Source organism: Thermococcus celer Vu 13 = JCM 8558 (genome assembly GCF_002214365.1).
GTDB lineage: Archaea > Methanobacteriota_B > Thermococci > Thermococcales > Thermococcaceae > Thermococcus > Thermococcus celer.
Genome location: NZ_CP014854.1, coordinates 1,585,483 through 1,601,386, shown reverse-complemented (window position 1 = coordinate 1,601,386; position 15,904 = coordinate 1,585,483). Strand labels below are relative to the sequence as shown.

Genomic DNA, 15,904 nt, shown 5'->3' with positions numbered 1-15,904 from the left:
TCGTGACTCTCATCGAAGTGGGGTGATGGAAATGGATGAGAACATCAAGGCGCTTTTCAGGCCCAGAAGCATCGCCGTCATCGGCGCTTCTGAGAAGCCGGGCAAGATAGGCTACGCGGTTATGAAGAACCTCGTGGAGTACGGCTACGAGGGTAAGATATACCCCGTCAACATCAAGGGTGTCGAGATAGAGATCAACGGAAGGAAGTTCAAGTCCTACAAGAGCATCCTCGACGTTCCGGACGAGGTCGACATGGCAGTGATAGTCGTCCCGGCCAAGTTCGTCCCCCAGGTGGTTGAGGATTGCGGGAAGAAGGGCGTCAAGGTCCTCCCGATAATAAGCTCGGGCTTCGGCGAGCTCGGTGAAGAGGGGAAGAAGGTTGAGGAGCAACTCGTTGAGACCGCCCACAGGTACGGCATGAGGATACTCGGCCCGAACATCTTCGGCGTCGTCTACACCCCGGAGAAGCTCAACGCTACCTTCGGCCCGACCGACGTCATGCCCGGAAGCCTCGCGCTCATCAGCCAGAGCGGGGCCCTCGGTATAGCCCTCATGGGCTGGACCATCCTCGAGAAGGTCGGTCTCTCCGCCGTCGTCAGCATCGGGAACAAGAGCGACATCGACGACGCCGACCTCCTGGAGTTCTTCAAGGAGGACGAGAACACCAAGGCCATCCTCATCTACATGGAGGGCGTCAAGGACGGAAGGAAGTTCATGAAAACCGCCAAGGAGGTCAGCATGGAGAAGCCTATCATCATCATAAAGGCCGGGAGGAGCGAGCGCGGTGCCAAGGCCGCCGCGTCCCACACTGGTTCGCTCGCCGGTGCCGACAGCATCTACACGGCCGCCTTCAAGCAGAGCGGCGTCCTCAGGGCGCTGACCATCGGCGAGGCCTTCGACTGGGCGAGAACCCTCAGCAACCTGCCGGAGCCGGAAGGGGAGAACGTCGTTATACTCACCAACGGCGGTGGAATAGGTGTTATGGCGACCGATGCCGCCGAGGAGGAGGGCCTCAAGCTCTACGACAACCTCGACGACCTCAAGGTCTTCGCCAAGCACATGCCGCCCTTCGGCTCCTACAAGAACCCGGTTGACCTCACGGGTATGGCCGACGGCAAAGCCTACGAGGGGGCCGTGAGGGACGCGCTCGCCAACCCGAACATGCACGCGGTGGCCGTCCTCTACTGCCAGACCGCCGTGCTCGATCCGCGCGACCTCGCCAAGATAGTCATCCGCGAGTACAACGAGAGCGGCAGGAAGAAGCCCCTGGTGGTTGCCATAGTCGGCGGTATCGAGGCCAAGGAAGCCATCGACATGCTCAACGAGGAGGGGATACCCGCCTACCCCGAGCCCGAGAGGGCCATCAAGTCCCTTTCGGCGCTCTACAGGTGGAGCAGGTGGAAGGCCACGCAGAAGAGGGAGTGATTTCCTTCTTTATTCTCTCTGTTATTGTTCTTGAGTCTAACATCCTGCATCATAATGCCTCTGTCAGAATTATCTGCTCAGATAAACAAAGTCGTAAGAAACGCTGGGGAATCACTTAAGGCTGATGACCCTCCTCGTTTTTTCCCGTGTGTGAACCGTTACTTCGGTCGTTACGTCCACCTCCCTTCCGTCTTCCAAGACCGCGTAGATCTTCCTCTTATCCTCAAAGGGCCTGAACACCTTCAGAATCACCGGCCGGTTCTTTCCGAGATTCGCGACGATATAAAGCCAGTACCTATCCCTGTGGGCCCTTGCGAACTCGTATTCCGCGGAAGTAATCTCGGCCGTTAAGATTAGGGGTTTATGCCCCTTGACCTCAATGTATCTCTCATTTTCAGGTTCCGTGACCTTGATGTCGTAGTGCTCCCTCAGAGAAACGTCCTCAACCTTCCAGTCACCGTTCAGCCCGTATTCTTGCTCCAGGCGCCTCCTTTCAAGCTCCATAACGATTCCCATTGCCCTCTGCTCGCTTTCGAGGATATCCTTCAGGGGAACGAAGTTTCTTTCAACGATGTTCTCATATTCTTTTGTGGGAATTTCAATATCGTTTTCACCGAGACCGTAGAGCTCGATGAGGCCCTGGGGGACGTGCTTCAATATGGCGAATCTACCCTCGGTTATGCCTTCTATCCTTACGAGCTCTTTGACCAGGATTTTCGTCTCCTTAAAAAGTGGCCTCTTCCTCAACTTCCTTCTGAGTTGCGTATCATAATCCCTGTACTTTGATTTGATGTTGTAAAATCTATCCCTTGCGAGTGTCATTAACTTTCCTTCTATATGAATTCCGTTCGGGTCGTCTCTACGAAGGGGCCCCAGTATGAGGTGTTCATTTGAGAGTATCTTCGTGATTTCCATAAGTAATTCCGTCCCATAGAAGACCTTTTTAATGCCGCTTTTACCCGTTTTGACGAGAACGGGATACCTGTGCAACTCCTCTCCGCTCTCCGAGTCCACAAGCCGGATGGAGTAAAGCCGGTATTCTCCCACTTTCTTGTTAACCCCAATCCTGAGGGGGGTCTCAACGTCCTTTCCGTTTTCCAAGATTCTGTAAAGTAACGGTCGAATCTCCGGAACGCTGGGCTTTTTGAGGACTATCTCCAGGTACCCCTCGAGAACCTCGTAAATAAAGTTTGAGTCAAAGTCCCGGGGTGAGAGAATGCTTTCGAGCCCTTTCCGAACCTGATCGGCGGTGTCTGGTGGGACGACCTTCTCGATATTCTGTCTTAAAGACTTCAGGGTGTTTATTATCGCCCCCGCGTATCCGCTCAGCTCCCTTTTAATCGAGGCGAGTACCAGCTCGTACTCAGAGGGTTTCTCCCGTTCAAACGTCCCTTCCACCGGTTCCTCCTTCCAGAGGTGTTCAAAGTCCCCGGAGAGCATTCTCTGGCCAAAGATGGGCCTACCCAGCTTAGGTCCACTTCCGAGTGCGTCCGCTATGTTCATTATCTTCTGGTAGAGGTTTTCAAGAACGTACAGGTCGGTTTCGGCAGCGAGGAAGAACGTGTAAGCCGTTGTTTCCCGTGGCTGGCTCAGCCGCCATATCCTCCCCACCCTCTGCTCCAGCTTTATAGGGCTCCATGGGGCCTCGTAGTTTATGAGAACGCTCGCAACCTGAAGGTTCAGCCCCTCAGAGGCCACGTCCGTCGAGATGAGGAGCTTTCCTCTCTTCTCAAACCGGGCCATCCCTTCCTCGATGTCATTACTGCTCATCCCCCCGTGAAGAAAAGAGATATCCTCCCTTGAAAGGTGAATTCTATGTTTCTCTGCCAGGACCTTTGGAAGTCTTTTGGTCAGGTAATCCAGCGTGTCCTTGAACTCGGTGAACACGATGACCTTCTCCCCTTTCTTCAGGTGGTAGGCCACGACCCCCGCCACCATCTCGAGTTTGCTATCGCGTTCCCCTATCCTCTCCCCCAGGCGAAGTATCTTTCTGAGGGCCGCTTTCTGCCCCTCGTCGAGGAAGGGTGAGTACTCCTCGATTATCTTCTCGACGGCGTCATCAATTTCATTGAATTCCTCGAGCTCCATCTCATCGTAGCCGAGACCGAAGAGGCTCTGTATGTATTTGCTAACCTTCTCCGCCCTCCCCTTCCGCTCAGTGTTGGCACTCTCCGCTATCTTGCTGATGGTCTTGAGGGCGGCCCCATAACTGGAAGCAGCCCTCTTGCGAAGGAGGACTGCGAGTAAGGCCTCCGGCGAGTTCTCCCTGGAGTTCTTTATCATCTCAAACAGCACGTTCTGAAGTTCCCTGAAGAAGAGCCTCTCCGCCTCTGTGATTTCGACAACAACGGCGTTGAAGTCACATTTTTTGAATACTTCCCTTCCCTCAAGCTCGTTCACGGTTTTCTTCGTCCTCCGGAGAACCAGAGTGCCGTGTGTTTTGCCGTAGAAGTGGGGATCGTCGAGCCTGGGGTAAAGTGGGGTTAAAGTGGGGTCAAGAAGGGAGATCCTTGCGAGGTAATCCTTTGGGTTGCCCCTGTGTGGCGTGGCCGAGAGTAGGAGGACGTTGAGGCGATTCCATCCCTTTCCGATGAGTTCCCTGACGAAGTCAAACCTCTGGGTACCGAGGGTAACGTTGTGGGCCTCGTCGATGATGACCAGGTCCCAGTTGACTCCGAGGAATTCCTCCCTGTGGGGCGGTCTCTTGGCCAAGTCGATCGAGACAACAACGTACCCCCTCCCGGCATTCCTGACGGCGTTGAGAACGTTCCTAACCTCGCCTCCGGAGTGTATGACCCAGGGGACTCCCCCAACGCGTTTTATCTCCATTTTCCACTGTTCGCGGAGGATCTTCGGCACGAGAACGAGGATCTTCCTTGCCCCCCGCTGGAGCTCGAGGTACCTTGCGATCGCGAGGGCCTGAACCGTTTTTCCGAGTCCTATCTCATCGGCTATCAACATCCTAACCGGGTGAGAGACCATGGCGTGGTAAAGGGACTGGAACTGGTGTTTGAACGGGTCAATCGGCCTTCCAGTGGGGGCGGTGAGGGAAGTATAAAAGAGGGCGGGGCTGTGGAGGAGAACGTCCCTGAGGATTGCCTTCTCAACGTCCGTCAAATCCACTCCACCTCCAGAAAGCGTCTTGCCAGGTAGTCGAGCCTCCTCCTGTTTCCGTACTTCCAGTAGGTGTTCCGGATCTTGGAGGCCCAGAAGCGGAGGGCCATCGGCTCCATAGAACTCACGTAATCCTCAAGCTGGCCCCAGTCGTTGGGGTTCTTCAGGATGGACATGACAACACTGTAGATCATGAGGCGGAGGTACGCGTAATCGTCACCGGTCTTCAGGACCACCCTCTTGCTCCCGCTGTACTCAAGTTTGGCCTTCCTGGACGGTGGCAGGTTGAGCCACTTCAAAAGGCTCTCGCTGGCATCAACGCTGAATCCGAGCTTCCTGGCGAAATTGAGAAACTCTGGGAGGAAGACCCTTGCACGGGCCTCCACCTTACCTGTAACCCTCTTCTCTTCCCCGGAGCCCTTGACGTTGAAGACGGGCATGAACTCCGCCAGTTTCTGGGTCCTCTCAACGGGGAGGGAGGCCCTTTTAATGTACTTCAGCACGACCTGGTACTCCACTGAGTTTTCCATGTCGCGTCACTCCCCCTTCCTGAGCCTGAAGGTTACCCTGCCGTTGAGGGGCCTCAGCTTCTCAAACATGAGGTCGTTGATCCTGACCTCCTTCTCCAGCCTGAGGTCGACTTTGAGTTCGGCCTTTGCCCCGAGGAAGTCCTCGAGCTCTTTGGCAAGGTAACTGAACACCTCCTTGTCAACTTCCTCGACGTTGCTCTCCCAGCGGGGGCTTTCAATCCTCAGGCTCCCGCTCACGAGGCCCTTGACATCATCGGGAACCATCGTGAGGCTCTCGAGGTCGCCGATTGAGAGTATCGCCACCAGCAACATGCCCTTGTGCTTTTCTTCGAGTCTGTCCGTGTCCACGATGTCCGGGTCAATGATGGGGACGAGGTCGATATCCAGGTAGCGTGTTCTCTTATGGCTTCTCGCCTCGAGCGTTGCGGTTGTTCGCTTCTCGGGCATTACAACCGTCCAGGTGACGTTGAAGGGTTGGCCGTTCTCCAGGTGAACCTCGCTGGAATCAAGCTCGCCCCTGTTCGCCGAGAGTTCCACGCTGAAGGAATCCCTGCCGAGAGGAATGAGCCTGACGTTAATCCCCACCGCCTCACCGGGTTTTGCTTTCACCTCCGGCGAGTCCACATCGATTTCGAACTCCCCCTCCGTGATCTCGATTTCCTCTCTCTTCTCGACGATGTGGCCCCAGAGGATCGTATCGAGGTAACCCTCCTTCACCCTGCACTCGCCGTTCTCATCGGAAATCACGAGGGTTCTCAGGGGAATCCCAACGCCGGATGAGGGTGAGTAGACCTCGTACCACGTCCTTACGCGGTAGTTCTTGTCGTCCTTTGGAACAATGAGGTCCTTTTCACCCTTTATGAGGTTGCATACCTGCTTCCTGAGCGCGATTTCCCTCGGGAGTATGAGGTCGTGAGGCTCTAAGGAACTCGGTGGTTCGCCGACTTCCTCCCCTTCGGGTAATTCCCGATACACCTTCTTGAAGAACACCCTGTCTTTCCGCTCAACCCCTATCTTGAGGTTGATTATCGCGTTCTTTATTGCCTCCGTGATAGCCCTGCTTTCGATCATGGGCAGGTGCGTGTTGGTGCGTATTATCGAGGTCAGCTCCGAGAAGGAATATCCCTCGGGTCTGAGGATCTCGATACCCGCCCCTTTGAGGGTATCGACGAGCCACTCGAAGTCCAGCTCGTCCACTATCTTACCGTTGCCCTTGAGGGCCGAGTAGACGTTCTCCACGACCGACTTAGAGCTCGCCTGGGCGGTGGTAACGCGGACCTCGTTGTGGTCGGGATAAGCGACCTTCCTGAAGGAGTTAACGATCTGGGACTCGAGGTCCTCAAGGGCGTGGCTGAGAATTTCCTTGACCATACTCATCTGAATCTTAACAACGTCCTCACCGAACCTGCCGTATTTGATCTCAATGTCGCTTATCACCTCGCCGCAGGCCATTGCCCTCGCGGTGGTCTCTATGAGGTGTTTGAAGCTTTCAGGTGCTGGGTAGCATACCACTATGGTGTTCCTGTAGGTTCTCGTCCCTGTGCCGTAGGCGTATATAATCCTTCTGAGGGTTCCCTCGTCGACGTCCTCCCTCACGAGAACCTGGAGTTTGTATTCGGGGGTATCCTGGAACTCCTGTGGATCCCTCGTGACGATTATGTGGTTGGGCTTGAAGAAGGTAACGTGGTCCTCGATCCTGGCGCCCTTGCCCTTCGTTACGGAGAGCCTCTTCCTCTCGCGGATCATCCTCTCGGCGTACTTCACGAGCTCGTTCCAGACCTCCCCGTAGCGGGTTTCGATGAGCTCCCTCGCCTTGCTATCGACCATCTGGGCCACGTTGGCGACGCGCCAGAACCAGAGCGTGCCTTCCTTCTTGTTGAGGTAGACGAAGCGGACGCTCGCGGTTATATCCTCAACGGTGTCCCTTATGTCGGTGGGGAGCCAGTTCTTGAGCTCAAAGGTCCTCGGCTCGTAAACCCCCCTCGCGATGGATTCCGCCGTGGGGAAACCCGGGAGCGGAACCGGGGAGTCGAAGGGATACGTCCTGAGGAAAACGTACTTCATAACTGCCTCCGCAAGTTCGGGCAGGCGGAAGTCTTTGAACTTCGACTTCATGATGTCGGTGTCAACGATGATGGAGTAGTCCATGAAGGTCTCGTTCTTGCCGAAGAGCATGCCCCTCAGCTTCTCGTTGTTGAGGTCTACGTGGTGGGGCATTATAAGAGCTGGTGCGAAGCCCGTCTCAAGGTATTCCCCGACCAGGTCCCTGATGACGATCCTCGTGATCCTGAGCATGTCCCTCGTCCTCTGCAGGCCCGTCCTCTCGATTATCGTCCTCAGAACCTCGACGTACTCGGGGTGGAAGGGGTAGCTCCTCCTGAGCTCCTCGCTGAAGTGGAGAGCCTGGCCGAAAACGTCGGTGTTGCCCAGCTCGGAGTTCATCCTGCTGAGGATCCTGACCCTCTCCTCATCGTTGAACCCCTTGAAAATCCTCTTCTTGAGGACTTCGACGAGCTCATTGCTCACCCCTCCCGTCCGGATGGGCGAGTAGAGCTCCGAACCCCCGACCCTCTGAACGCCGTCCCTGATGGCCATGACGACCTCCCTGTTGTACTCCCTCTCGACCTCGAAGGTATCCCCCCTCTTCTCCATGGGAAGGGTCATCACCATGGCGCTCGTGGAACGGAGCAGGGCCGTGGAGAGCCTGTCAAAGAAGTTGTCCACGTTCTTCGCGTAGCGCCTGTCGTCCTCGCTTCCCGAGTTGTAGAGGTTGTCGAAGTAGTCCGCAATCTCATCGACGAGGAGGACAACACTCTCCCCCTTGAAGAGCTCCCTGAGCGTGTCGGGCTCGGGCACAGTTTGGTTCTCGTCGTCCCTCTCCACGATGTGGTACCTGCCGAGGACGTGGGCGATGTAGCCCCAGACGGTCCTCACCCTGTAGGGGCCCACCTCGAGGGGCTTGCTCGGCTGGCCTATCCTTCCCTTGCCGTAGACGGGAACAACGCGAACCCTACCGAGGGACCTGATCCTCTCCGCGAGCTCCCTTATCCTCTCCCTCCTCTCGGGGTCGTGGCCGGCGAGGACCTCCGGGTCGAGCATGGCGTCGGGATTCTTGAAGGCGTGGTAGAGGGTGATAAGGGTGTGCGTCTTACCTCCGCCGAAGAGGGAGTATATCAGGAAGATGTTGTGCCTCTCGCCGCCCTCGAGGGTCTCAACGAGCTTTTCTATGATGTCGAGCATCGACTCCGTGAAGTACGTCCTCCTGAAGAACTCCAACGGGTCGGTGTATATCTCCGGAGCGTTTCCGCTCACGACGTCCCCGAGCTCCGGGGCGACCTGGGTGTCGAGGGTCTCGTCCATCACATCATCCCAGACCTCAAAGGGGCCGAGCCTCATAGCATACCACCTCCAGCGCCGCGGAGAAGCCTCCTCATGAGGATGACCTCGAAGTGGCCGTTATTCTCAAGCTCCCTCTCAACCTCGCGCTCGTCGGCCTTTGCGATGCCCCCGAGGGGCGTCAGCTTTCTGGAAACGGCGGCGTAGTAGTCCGCGATGAGCTTCGCCATGGTGAGGGCCTCATCGACCTCGGTGCTCCACCTCCGCCTGAGCCTTTCGACCTCCTCCCCGAGCTTGGAGCGGCCGGAGAGGGCGTGGTACTCGAGCAGGTGAAGGACATCGATGGAGTTCCCAGGCTCGGGCTCGAGGGGGTTTATGCCCCTGCCGTAGAGGAACTTCTGGAGCTCCCTCTGGTCGAGGGCCTTCCTCCCGAGCAGGTCTGGGGTGTTGAGGGTGAACTCCTTGGCGGAACCCGTGGCCTTCAGGATGCCAGCCTTCACGAGACCGTTCGGGTCGGTGAAGGTGGCGAGGTTCAGGAGTATCACGTCGTTCGGCCTCAGCGTCGCGTTCCCAAAGAGCACCTTGTAGGCGGTGTAGAAGAGGGCCTCGTTTGAGCTCACGGCCCTGCCCTCGGCCACCTCGGCGATGGCCTCTATGATGCCCCTGACCGTCGCACCGTAAACCTCTTTGAGGACCTCAGCCGTGGAGAGCGGGCCCTTCGGGGAGAGCACCTCGGAGTGCTTCGTTACCTCCTCGAGAACCGCCGCCATGACGCCGTAGAGAAGGTCGAGACTTTGATAGCCGTAGCGCATGAACTCCCCCGCCGATTCCCGGGCCTTCCTCCTTAGCTCCTCCCTCAGGGAGGAGACCATAACGGGTTTCCTCTCGCCCGACGGCTTCCTCCACACGGCCACGATGGAAGTGTCGAGGCTCATCTTACCCCGGCTGACTATGCTCGTCTTCGATTCCGTGTTCAGCGGGATGGCGCGGGTTATCTGGAGCTTCGCCCTCCTCCAGCCCGCCTCTATCAGGTTCGCCCACGCGTCGAGAGAGGTGTGTGCATAGTAGGTAACGAGTAACCCATCGTCCTTCAGGTGCTCCCTCATGGCCACGAAGGCCTGGGAGAAGAGGTTCTCGAAGTGCTGAACGGCCCGCTCCTTCTTGTTCTTATCGTCCATGAAGCGGCCGGGGTTCGTGGAGACCTCCTTCCTCGCGAACTCCTCCCACTGCGTCCTTATTTCAACCAACCTCGGGCCGATTTTCTTGAAGAAAGCGTCCCTGTGGAACCTTGGGAGAAGTTTTCGCCCGTCGGAGTCGCTCAACGCCCGCTTCAGCCAGACGTAGTAGAAGTCCGAAAGCTCCGTGTACGGCACGTCGTCCGCGTAGGGCGGGTCGGTGACGATGACGTCGAACTTCTCGCCGAGGTTGAGAGAGGTGGCGTCGCCCCTGAGGACGCTGACGGTGTTGTTTGATAGTCCCGTGAGGGTTTTCTGACCCGAGGGGGCGAGGGCAGAGGTGAGGTAGGCGAGAGCTTCCTTTTGGTTTTCAAGAGTTCTACGGAATGCGCCAGTTTTTCGAGCGAATGGGGAAACATCCACCCAGCTCCACATCATAGCAATTCCACGGGTGGATAATGTTTCCTCGTACTTTATCCAACCGGGGTTCCAACGGGTGCAAACTGAGTTGAAGTCGAGGTACTTCACCATCGCCATGCTCAGGTACGTCGCCACGGCCTCCGCGTACTCGAAGGCTTTCTCTGCCTCCCAGCCTTCCTCTATCTTCTCCGCCTCAATCTTCTTTCCAACCTCGCGGATGAGCTTTGTAATCTTCATTAGCGTGAGGACCTGGCGGGGATTGAATAAATTATACCATTTAAAGAATCCGTAATTTATAACCCAAATATTTCTAGGATCATAGGGGGCAACCGGCTCAACAGGAACATCCGGATCCCCATTCTCAATCAGCTCCCGCACTTTCTCCTTCGCCTTCAGGAGCCTCCCGTTGTCCTCCTCCGTCGCGGGCTCGAAGACGAGGTCACTGCCGACCTTCTTCATCCTCACGAGCAGCCTCTGCCGCGCGAACCTCTCGTCGCCCTCGTGGTACTTCCGAAGGGCAAACTTCGCGTAGAACTCGAGGTTCCCCTTCGCGCCCTTCTTGTCGAGGTAGTGCCGCCCGTTCTCATCCACGTATTTTATAACGTTCCCGCAGGATAGGCAGGTGAGCTGGCTCTTCCTCGCTTCTATGTTCGCGCTTGGAACCCGGAAGACGATCCTATCACCCTCGACCCTGAAGTCATTCTCCCTGAGCTTGCCCGCCGCCACGGCCTCGCGGGCCTTCCTCACGTAAAAATCACCCTCGAAGGTTATCTCCCCCTTCTTGCCGTCCACCTTTGCCCTCGAGACGTTACCGAAGACGTCGTTGAGGTCGATAATCCGTATTTTGATCTTTTCATCGCCGTCCCGCTCGGGCACCATGTAAGCTAATCGCTTGTAGCCCTTACCGTCCTTCACTCTCGCCAGCCAGTGGTTCCCTATAACTGGAGTCCATCTCCCGCAGTGCGGGCACTTCACCTCCCACGTGCCGATGTACACCGCGACATCATCGTCGTAGAGCTCTTTGATTTCAGGGTCGTTCTTCAGCCGCTCGGTTATCCAGCTTCCCCACCTCTCGACGTCCTTCACGAGGGGCTTCCCGAACTTCTTCGGGTACTCGAGGACGGCCTTGAGGAAGACGGAGGTTGTCGGCAGGAGCTCGACGGCGGTAACGTCCAGTCCGAGGCGCAGGGCCTCGAGGGGGATTGAGCCAAAGCCCGCGAAGGGGTCGAGGAGCTTCTTACCGCGGAAGTACTTCTCCCACTCGGGCGGGATCTTTGGGTTAACCTTGTGCGGGGTTTTCTCGTTCAGGCCGATGAGCGTTTTGAACCTATTAGGATCGATGTTCTCGGGCAGGAGCGCACCGGCGATGACTCCTCTCACCCCGATGAGGGGTTTTCTCGTCCAGTAGAAGACCATCTCCCAGTACGGCGGCCTTGCGGGCCCCTTCTCCTTGGCGCTCGCCTCGTTGAGCTCTCGTATGGGAAAATCAGGGCTTTCAGTAAATCTTCTCTCCATGTTATTCACACCCTGATAGTTTAACACGTGACGCAATAAATACCTTTTGATGGCGGACGATACGGGGGTACCGCCCGGGAATATTTTACCGCCGTGGAAATCCCCACAGGGGAATCACGTCGGAACCATGTGCGGGCCCTTGCCCTTCCCCGTCACGACCCCGAAACTGGCATGAGGAGCTTCCCCGTGCCTTTACAGTTCTTACGGAAAACCCTTAAAGGTTCGGGACGAACCGTAACCGGTGGGAAGCATGGGCGGTGACGGGAACATCATCGGGGTAACCTTCCCGGTTCCGAGGGCTTTCCTAAGCAGGATACTCGACGGGGGGAGGAGCGTCTTCGTCAAACCCTCGACGCTCCGACTGAAGCCCGGGATGAAGGTGATCTTCTACGCCTCGCGGGAAGAGCAGGGCTGGCACGGCGAGGCCGAGGTTGAGGACGTAGAGTTCTTCACGAACGTCGGGGAGATAATCGAGAAGTACGGGCCGGAGCTTTTCCTCACCCCTGAGGAGCTCAGGCAATACGAGAGGGACAGGGAGAAGTGGCACTCGCGCGGCAGGAGGCCGAGGCCCTGGATGACCGTCAGACTGAAGAACCTACGGAAGTATCCGCGGGTCGTCAGACCGAAGAGGTTCATCGCCGTTTCCGGTAGATACGTGGGAGAGGACGAGTACGGGGAGATCCTGAGAAAGGCGGGAGTGTGGAGCGTACCGTAAACCCAAGATGCCGATGCATTGCCTCGGTGAACCCAAAAAGAAGGTGGGTCCATGCTCATAGCCCTGATATCCGACGTCCACTCCAATCTCGAGGCCCTGAAGGCCGTCTGGAGGGAGGTAAAGGGCGCCGACGCGATACTTTGCATGGGGGACCTGGTGGGCTACGGCGCCTCCCCAAACGAGGTCGTGGAGTTCATTAAACGGGAGATGGAGAAACGGGTCTTCCTCTGCGTCAGGGGAAACCACGACAACGCGGTGGCCTTCGGCCTCGACTGGGGCTTCAACCCCTACGCGCGGGAAGCCGTGAGGTGGCACCAGCGCGTTATGACCATCGAGAACCTCGAGTTTCTCCGGAGGCTTCCGGTGAGGGGACTCTTCACGGACGATGCCGGGAGGAGCTACCTCCTCATCCATGGCTCACCGCGGGCGCCCCTCGACGAGTACCTCTTCCCCTGGCTTCCCGAGGGCGAGTTCAGGGCCGTTCTGAGCTACATCAGGCAGGATGACCTCCTCGTCGGCCACACCCACGTCCCCATGCTCAAGCTGATCGACGGGAGAAGGATAATCAACCCCGGCGGCGTCGGCCAGCCGAGGGACGGAGACCCGAGGGCGGCCTACGCCATCATCGATACGGAAAAAGAGCCGCCCGAGAACGTCGAGTTCCACCGGGTTGAGTACGACGTCGATTCCGCCGCGGAGAGGATAATGAAAGCGGGGCTTCCGGAGTTTCTGGCGAGGAGGCTATACGAAGGATATTAAAAGGGTCACTCTCCGGGACTCCTGGATTCCCCCAAAATCCGGCTTTTCACCGCCCCTGTTCTCCTGAGCTTGGACTTAACGGCGAGCTTGTTGGAGTCTATTATGATGACCTCGCCAACGCTCTTAACCGCGCTGACCGGAACGAGAAGGAGGCCCTCGTGGTCGGTGACGAATTCGCTCGTGTCGAGATCCTCATCAGGTTCGGCAACTATCACAAGAATATCGCCGGTTTCCTCGTCGAAGCTGAGGTCGTAGACCCATCCGAGCCTTATGCCCGTGTCGGTTATCAGTTCCACATCCCTAAGCTTGGAGGCCATTACCTTGACCATTTTCGCCACCTCTCTGTTTAATCGTGTAGTGCCTTGGGCACCAACGTATAAAACTTTTTCCAAAGGAAAGGGAATCAGAAGGTGTAGTAGTCCGGCCCTCCCTTCTTCTCGACTTTTGACTTCCTGCTCTCCTCGAAGTTCCTGTAGTATTCAACCATGTACGGGGTTATGCTGGGCCGCACCTTCTTCATCGCCTCCTCGAAGTCCCTCCTCGAAACCCTAAGCATATCCAGAAACTCCTCGCTCTCCTCCTCCACCAGCTCCGCGGGGAGCTCCTCCATTATCCTGCGCATGGCCGTCAGGGCCGCTTCCCTCACGAGGGCCTCGATGTCCGCACCGCTGTAGCCTTCCGTCCTCTTGGCCAGCTCGCGGAGGTCAACGTCGTCCGCCAGGGGGACGCGTCTCGTGTGCACCTTGAGTATCTCCAGCCTCGCCTTCTCGTCCGGAGCCGGAACCAGTATCAGCCTGTCGAATCTTCCAGGCCTCAACAGTGCGGGGTCGAGGATGTCCGGTCTGTTGGTCGCGGCTATAACCACCACACCGCTGTTGCGCTCTATGCCGTCCATCTCCGTCAGCAGTTGATTGATGAGTCTGTCCGTGACGCGGTTCATATCGCTCCCCCTGGCCGGCGCTATCGCGTCTATCTCGTCGATGAATATCACCGTCGGCGCCGCCTGCCTCGCCTTCCTGAATATTTCCCTCAGCCTCTTCTCGCTCTCACCGACCCACTTGCTGAGAACCTCGGGCCCGCGGATGCCGATGAAGTTGGCCTCGCTCTCGGTTGCGACGGCTTTGGCCAGGAGCGTTTTACCCGTTCCTGGAGGACCGTAGAGAAGAACCCCCCTCGGCGGTTCGATTCCAAGCCTCTGGAAGGCCTTCGGGTATTTGAGGGGCCATTCAACGGCTTCCCTCAACTCCCTCTTCACTTCTTCGAGGCCGCCAACGTCGTCCCAGTGGACGTTCGGAACCTCGAGCAGGACCTCCCTGAGGGCGCTCGGCTCCACCATCTTGAGCGCCTCGTAGAAATCGGTCTTTCTGACGCGAAGCTCAGCGAGAACCTCGGGGGGAATGCGCTCGTGCTCCGGGTCTATCTTGCCCTCGTTGATGAGCCTCCTGAGAACCACCATGGCCGCCTCCCTGGCGAGGGCCGCGAGGTCCGCACCGACGAACCCGTGGGTCTTGTCGGCTATCTCCTCGAGCATCCCCTCTATCAGCCTGGCCCGAACCTCCGGATAGATCTCGCTCTCGCTCTTAAGGGCCTCCTTGACTTCCTCGTCGCTCTTGGCGGCCTCAACCTTCTTGAGAAGCTTCTCCAGCTTTCCTTTATCGAAACCCTCCCTCTTCATGAGCTCTCTGAGAATCCTGAGAACGGTTGCCTTGTCGTAGTCGGGTTCGAGCGGCATTCCCCTCGTGTGTATCTGGAGGATTTCTTTGCGTCCCTTCTTATCTGGGACACCGACCTCGATCTCCCTGTCGAACCTCCCCGGCCTCCTCAAAGCCGGGTCAAGGGCGTCCGGCCTGTTGGTCGCGGCGATGACTATGACCTTCCCGCGGCTCTTGAGGCCGTCCATCAGCGTGAGTAACTGGGAGACGACCCTCTTTTCAACCTCTCCAACGACCTCTTCCCTCTTTGGTGCTATCGCGTCGATCTCGTCGATGAAGATTATACTTGGGGCGTTCTCCTCCGCCTCTTTGAATATGTCCCTGAGGCGCTCTTCGCTTTCCCCGTAGAACTTGCTCATTATCTCGGGTCCGTTGATGGCTATGAAGTGGGCGTTAGCCTCGTTCGCGACTGCCTTGGCTAAGAGCGTCTTACCCGTTCCAGGCGGACCGTAGAGGAGCACCCCCTTCGGCGGCTCTATTCCAAGGCGCTCGAAGAGCTCGGGATGTTTCAGGGGTAACTCCACCATCTCGCGGATCTTTTGAATGGCCTCCTTGAGGCCGCCGATGTCCTCGTAGGTGACCTCCGGAATTGCCTCCTCACGAACCTCGACCGCCTGGGGGAGAACCTCCACCTCTGTGTTATAGGTTATCTGGACTATGCCCTTTGGAACCGTGTTGACGACGACGAACTTGAGCTCTCCGAAGCCGAGGGGCATCGTCTCAAAGAGACCCCTGAGCAGCTCATCGAAGGGTGAACCACCGTAGTAACCCTCGTTTCTGCCGCTCGCCACCACCAGGTCGCCTTTCACGACGGGCCTGCCCAGGAGGTTTCCCTTGACCATGTCGCCGGGTATCTGAATGAAGACGCCCTTCTGGGCGGGAGCCAGGGTTACCTTCTTAGCCTCCTGCACCTCCGCCTTGGAGACCGCTACGTAGTCCCCTATGCTAACGCCTGCGTTTCTCCTTATGTAACCGTCCATGCGGATGATGTCGAGTCCCCTGTCGTCGGGATGCGCGTTGGCCACTATGGCGGCCGTGGTTCTCTCCCCGGTAAGCCTGACTATGTCCCCCGCCTCAACTCCGAGTTGCTTCTGGTACTTCCTATCGAACCTGACTATCCCCCTTCCAACGTCCCTCTTCAGGGCCTCCGCAACGCGGAGCTTTATCTCCTCAAGCTTCTCGTTATCCTTACCAAAAATCAT

General features: G+C 57.4%; 9 protein-coding genes. 3 read left to right on the top strand and 6 right to left on the bottom strand.

Annotated features, from left to right (window positions below):
* Positions 1 to 31: 31 nt before the first annotated feature.
* Positions 32 to 1,426 carry an acetate--CoA ligase alpha subunit gene (gene acs / locus A3L02_RS08670; RefSeq protein WP_088863532.1) on the top strand — a complete coding sequence of 465 codons (1,395 nt, stop codon included), beginning with the start codon at positions 32 to 34 and terminating at the stop codon, positions 1,424 to 1,426.
* Between the two features lie 111 nt (positions 1,427 to 1,537).
* On the opposite strand, the gene A3L02_RS08665 is transcribed toward acs, so the two are convergent.
* Genes A3L02_RS08665 through A3L02_RS08650 form a run of 4 tightly spaced genes read right to left on the bottom strand, consistent with a single transcriptional unit; the run spans position 1,538 to position 11,516 of the window.
* Entirely contained in the window at positions 1,538 to 4,549 is a 3,012-nt protein-coding gene (locus tag A3L02_RS08665; protein WP_237268599.1) for a helicase-related protein, read from the bottom strand.
* Complete coding sequence (locus A3L02_RS08660) at positions 4,540 to 5,070, bottom strand: hypothetical protein (protein WP_088863530.1); 531 nt, start codon at positions 5,068 to 5,070, stop codon at positions 4,540 to 4,542. Before A3L02_RS08660 ends, A3L02_RS08665 begins: the two co-directional genes overlap by 10 nt.
* 6 nt (positions 5,071 to 5,076) lie before the next feature.
* Entirely contained in the window at positions 5,077 to 8,466 is a 3,390-nt protein-coding gene (locus tag A3L02_RS08655) for an ATP-binding protein (protein WP_088863529.1), read from the bottom strand.
* Positions 8,463 to 11,516 carry a DUF1156 domain-containing protein gene (locus A3L02_RS08650; RefSeq protein ID WP_088863528.1) on the bottom strand — a complete coding sequence of 1,018 codons (3,054 nt, stop codon included), beginning with the start codon at positions 11,514 to 11,516 and terminating at the stop codon, positions 8,463 to 8,465. The genes A3L02_RS08655 and A3L02_RS08650 overlap by 4 nt, the downstream gene beginning before the upstream one ends.
* Before the next feature lie 250 nt (positions 11,517 to 11,766).
* Here A3L02_RS08650 and A3L02_RS08645 point away from each other — a divergent pair, with 250 nt between their 5' ends.
* Positions 11,767 to 12,231, top strand: a complete 465-nt coding sequence (locus tag A3L02_RS08645; protein WP_204247234.1) for a DUF365 domain-containing protein — start codon at positions 11,767 to 11,769, stop codon at positions 12,229 to 12,231.
* Positions 12,232 to 12,282: 51 nt separating this feature from the next.
* Positions 12,283 to 12,990 carry a metallophosphoesterase family protein gene (locus A3L02_RS08640; protein ID WP_088863527.1) on the top strand — a complete coding sequence of 236 codons (708 nt, stop codon included), beginning with the start codon at positions 12,283 to 12,285 and terminating at the stop codon, positions 12,988 to 12,990.
* A 5-nt stretch (positions 12,991 to 12,995) separates the two neighbouring features.
* Here the strand turns inward: A3L02_RS08640 and A3L02_RS08635 are convergent, their stop codons facing one another.
* Positions 12,996 to 13,319: a PRC-barrel domain-containing protein gene (locus A3L02_RS08635; RefSeq protein ID WP_054833909.1), complete on the bottom strand. Its 324-nt coding sequence runs from the start codon at positions 13,317 to 13,319 to the stop codon at positions 12,996 to 12,998.
* 74 nt (positions 13,320 to 13,393) lie between these two features.
* The gene (locus A3L02_RS08630; RefSeq protein WP_088863526.1) at positions 13,394 to 15,904 is read right to left on the bottom strand and encodes a CDC48 family AAA ATPase; all 2,511 of its coding nucleotides are present in this window, start codon (positions 15,902 to 15,904) and stop codon (positions 13,394 to 13,396) included.

What these genes read in the sequence shown, in the direction of transcription:
- A3L02_RS08630 (WP_088863526.1), bottom strand. Translation starts at nt 15,904, where the DNA reads ATGATTTTTGGTAAGGATAACGAGAAGCTTGAGGAGATAAAGCTCCGC.
- A3L02_RS08635 (WP_054833909.1), bottom strand. Translation starts at nt 13,319, where the DNA reads ATGGTCAAGGTAATGGCCTCCAAGCTTAGGGATGTGGAACTGATAACC.
- acs (WP_088863532.1), top strand. Translation starts at nt 32, where the DNA reads ATGGATGAGAACATCAAGGCGCTTTTCAGGCCCAGAAGCATCGCCGTC.
- A3L02_RS08660 (WP_088863530.1), bottom strand. Translation starts at nt 5,070, where the DNA reads ATGGAAAACTCAGTGGAGTACCAGGTCGTGCTGAAGTACATTAAAAGG.
- A3L02_RS08645 (WP_204247234.1), top strand. Translation starts at nt 11,767, where the DNA reads ATGGGCGGTGACGGGAACATCATCGGGGTAACCTTCCCGGTTCCGAGG.
- A3L02_RS08655 (WP_088863529.1), bottom strand. Translation starts at nt 8,466, where the DNA reads ATGAGGCTCGGCCCCTTTGAGGTCTGGGATGATGTGATGGACGAGACC.
- A3L02_RS08650 (WP_088863528.1), bottom strand. Translation starts at nt 11,516, where the DNA reads ATGGAGAGAAGATTTACTGAAAGCCCTGATTTTCCCATACGAGAGCTC.
- A3L02_RS08640 (WP_088863527.1), top strand. Translation starts at nt 12,283, where the DNA reads ATGCTCATAGCCCTGATATCCGACGTCCACTCCAATCTCGAGGCCCTG.